The following is a 3,860-nucleotide window of genomic DNA, read 5'->3' on the forward strand; positions in this document are numbered from 1 at the left end:
GCTATAGCCCTGGTCGAGCACCAGACACGCGGCTTGCTGTTTGAACTCCGGGGAAAACGTACGACGTCGCTTGGTCATTAGACACCTCTTCATGGCGAGCATTCTCGCCTAAATCAGTGTCCGGGTTCATTAGACCACTACACAGAGGCTCTTACAAGGTGCTCTGACTGGCGCTGTTCCTCAAGCGTGACAAGTGAGAGGAGTGCTTCGGCGAGCTGTTCGACGCGTTCGTCATCCCCGGCTGCTCCCGCCTTGATTTCATAAAGCGAAAGCAGCCTTCCGTAGCACCCGTTGCATAGCTTTCGCGACCAGTCGCCGGCGTACACCGTGATTAGTTTGGATTTTTTGGTAGCTCCGCATCGAAAACATCTGAAAGCTGTTGCGTCTTCAAAGCGGAATTGCTGGAGTGGACCACGCGGTAGATAGGATTTCGTTATGTTTGACGGTACCGGCTCCATTTCTCCCCCTTAGCGAACTACTAACGCAACTGGCCTTTGTCTGATCAGACCGTCGGTATGCGGGACAATGCGGTCGGATACTTTATGGCAACGCGCAGCAGCGTCTTTGCCGCACCGGTCGGCCTGAGGCTACCCCGTTCCCATTGTTGGTAGGTGCGCACCGACACGCCGAGCAGATCGGCGAATTCGGATTGAGACATGCCGACCTTGGCACGGGTGACGGCCGCTTCCGTCAGATCCAAGCGCGTGACGCGCGCGGCTTGCGAAGCTTCATTTCGCGGACGCTTCGCAGTAGGTCCGCATGGAATTGCTCGCGTTCCTTATCCATTCGATGCCCTCATCAATTTCACAGCTTGCTCCACCTGAGCCACCAACCTATTTCCTTCAGTTGGATGAAAGCGTTTGACCTTGTGGGCCAGTCCACGCACACTGGGCAGATCGGCCTCCAGTAGTGCTATGTCTACTCCCGATTCTATATTTGTACAAAATCGATGCACAACTGCCCTCACCCTTGATCGTTCGTGCGCCGGCAATGACGCTTTTTCATTTCCAATCAATTTAAGGATGACGATTGGCCGATTGTGGCGCATTACCTCGTGTTTTGCACGCTTTGCCTGCAATCCCTTCTTGCGAAGCGTTCCGTATATTTGACTGACTGCCCATGCGATCTCACCACTTTCCAACTCTTCATTGCTGGAAAGTACAATATCGTCAACGTGTCGACTATAGGCGGTGAATCCCTTTTCCGCCAAACGACGAACGAGGTTCGGCTCAACATCCCATAATGCAAGGTTCGCCAGATAGCCGCTAGTGGGAGCACCCTGCTCAAGGTGACCGTCCCTGGTGGTAAGGCCAGTTAAGACTTCGGCGACATCTGTCGAAAATCCGAAAAATCGATGCCAGATATCGAAAACGAGGACATCGGACACGCTTGGGAAGAAGCTGGAAATGTCCTCTTTGACAACTGTGGCCGCGCCTACATGAATTTCGACATTCGACTTGTAATCTTTCCCTGGAACACCACCCGTGAGGTAGTCGGGATAGACGACACGACGCAAAATATGTTGATTTATCCGTCGCAGGACCGATTTAAGTGGCTCTCGTGTATCGTAAACAATTCGTTCACTTCCGTCGTCTTTAGGAATGCGGTGCGCGACGAAGTACATGCCAGATGCTCGCTTAGCCAAGCGCCGCAATCCGACGGGGCCCATTCCTAACGGGTGCCGCAACGACTCAACAGACTGTATCCGCGCATGTGGATAGGAAGCGGAGTTCATGAGTGGCGGATTAGGTTTAACGCGAGATCAGCGAATTGCTTCTCCGTTTCCGCATCGAGCCCACGCAACTCCTGTGAATCCGACGCGAGGAAAATCAAAACAGGCATAGGCACCGATAAAGCACCTGCAAGCTTACCAACAAGTGTCAAAGTCGGCTCACGCTGCTGGTTCTCTATTCGTGACAGATAAGACGTCGATATCTCCGCACGCTCGGCAACGGCTTCGAGCGACAAGTCCTTTGCGGTACGGCAAAGCTTCAGCGCTTTTCCAATGTTCATACAACCACCCAAACAAATACGGGCCTTGTGTACTCTAGGGGCCTCATTTCAAGAGCGTCGTAACGTTTGTCACTAGGCTCAGCAGAATCCCTAAGAGCCGCAAGGCCTCAAGAGCCAATTGCTGCCGCTTGTTGCTAGATTCCACCTTGTCGACCTCCTGCTTCAGTTGATCGACCTTGAACTGCATGCCATCGAATACGTCGGTATCGAGTTGACCGTGATTTTTGCGGAGCAGCTCGTCGAGCTCTTCCACAAGGTTCTTTAAGTTACGCATAAACGCTTCTCCATTCAGGCACCATGCCTGCCGCCCAAGAGCAAGGACCGGAAAGGAGTCACTCGATACCGCAAGGCCCGTAACCGACGAATGAGGTTTTTGCCGCCCTCGTAGTACTCGGTGCTTCGGGTCGCTACTCGCAGCCTTGGCGGCTACAGGTCCCGACCTTCGGCTCGCGGTACGTGCGAGGCCCTGCCCTCATCGAGAGACGTGGCACGCGCCTGCCTCTCTAAAGCCAGATGACGGTCCATCCAGCGCCGGCAATGCCGGCAACTTACAATCCTTTCTTGGTCGACGGAGAACACTTAAAGAGCACGTGAGCGAAACGCTCACCCAGGACAGATTAAAGCACCGCATCTTCCGATTGTCAATAATTTTGCCTGTCAGGCAAAATTTGGTAAAGCCGTATCCCTACTTCGAAGCAAACGCGCGTTATCGGGGGCGGAGCTCGCGCGTGACCGACATTCGGTCGGCCAACCTGTCGGATGGTCCGGTCACACGTGCGCCGAATTGCGTTGGAGATGTCACACGTTCGCTACCCTCCTCGGTCGCAATTCCGGGATCGCGCGTCCTCGCGTTCAAACCTTACACGTCTGCACTTGACCTTGAGAACCAATCGGCGCCTGGGGGACTCGGATCGGCTTCAGTCGGGAATCTGCCGATGGAGGCGTTTTACGGCCCTCTAGTTTCGGTATCCGATGCAGGTAACGTGATAAGAAGGCTTATCTTGTTATCACGCCGCTCGGCGATGTTTGTAAACAGCCACGCGCAGCACCGAGTCGCCGTTATGGAGCCGCGCGAAGGGCTGATCACCCGGTGTTACTGCGCGGCCTGGCGTACCAAGCGGTGTCGGTTGCGCATCAGTCTGCTCCAGCGCCATGGTAATCCCCCCGTTTTCCACGGGGTTCAAAAGTAGAAACTAAGCGGCCATTGCCAACCGCTGCTTTGGGGTAAATCCGCCCAAGGCCATGTTCGGGCGGTCGTGATTGTAAGTCCACATCCAATCGGTCGCGAAGCGCTGCACGTGGTCCAAGTCTTCCCAGTGGTACTGCGACAGCCATTCGTACCGCACGGTCCGGTTGAATCGTTCGACATACGCATTTTGCTGCGGCTTGCCCGGCTGGATGTAGTCGAGCCTGATGCCATACTGTCGGGCCCATTCGATGATCGCTGCGCTCAGGTACTCGGGCCCGTTATCGCACCGAATCGCCTTGGGTCTGCCGCGCCATCCGATGATCTGCCGCAACGCACGGATCACGCGTTCCGATGGCAATGAGAAGTCGATCTCGATACCGAGTGCCTCTCGGTTAAAGTCGTCGATCACATTGAACAGCCGGATACTGCGTCCGTCGGACAGTTGGTCGTGCATGAAGTCCATCGACCAGACCTGGTTGACGGCGCACGGCACCGCCAGCGGCTGCGGTACCTGCCTGACCAGCCGCTTGCGCGGCTTGATCCGCGGGTTCAGTTCCAGTTCGCGATAGATCCGGTACACGCGCTTGTGATTCCAGCAGAAGCCCTTCACGTTGCGCAGGTACAGGAAGCACAACCCGAAGCCCCAGTTCCGATGGTT

At 55.3% G+C, this 3,860-nt stretch carries 5 protein-coding genes; all 5 read right to left on the minus strand.

The features are described 5' to 3' along the window. Positions 1 to 502: 502 nt before the first annotated feature. Positions 503 to 700 carry a helix-turn-helix domain-containing protein gene (locus GQ56_RS42740; RefSeq protein ID WP_321029212.1) on the minus strand — a complete coding sequence of 66 codons (198 nt, stop codon included), beginning with the start codon at positions 698 to 700 and terminating at the stop codon, positions 503 to 505. 78 nt (positions 701 to 778) lie between these two features. After that, complete coding sequence (locus tag GQ56_RS42745; protein ID WP_161788609.1) at positions 779 to 1,624, minus strand: reverse transcriptase family protein; 846 nt, start codon at positions 1,622 to 1,624, stop codon at positions 779 to 781. Positions 1,625 to 1,731: 107 nt separating this feature from the next. Further along, the gene (locus GQ56_RS42750) at positions 1,732 to 2,013 is read right to left on the minus strand and encodes a helix-turn-helix domain-containing protein (protein WP_075123136.1); all 282 of its coding nucleotides are present in this window, start codon (positions 2,011 to 2,013) and stop codon (positions 1,732 to 1,734) included. A gap of 43 nt (positions 2,014 to 2,056) precedes the next feature. Beyond that, a complete protein-coding gene (locus GQ56_RS45370; RefSeq protein WP_124648480.1) occupies positions 2,057 to 2,287 on the minus strand; it encodes a hypothetical protein in 231 nt (76 codons plus the stop codon). Positions 2,288 to 3,206: 919 nt separating this feature from the next. Then, positions 3,207 to 3,860: IS3 family transposase (locus GQ56_RS0138730; RefSeq protein ID WP_031403733.1), on the minus strand; the 654-nt coding region annotated here is incomplete at its 5' end.

The organism is Burkholderia paludis, from assembly GCF_000732615.1.
GTDB classification, from domain to species: domain Bacteria; phylum Pseudomonadota; class Gammaproteobacteria; order Burkholderiales; family Burkholderiaceae; genus Burkholderia; species Burkholderia paludis.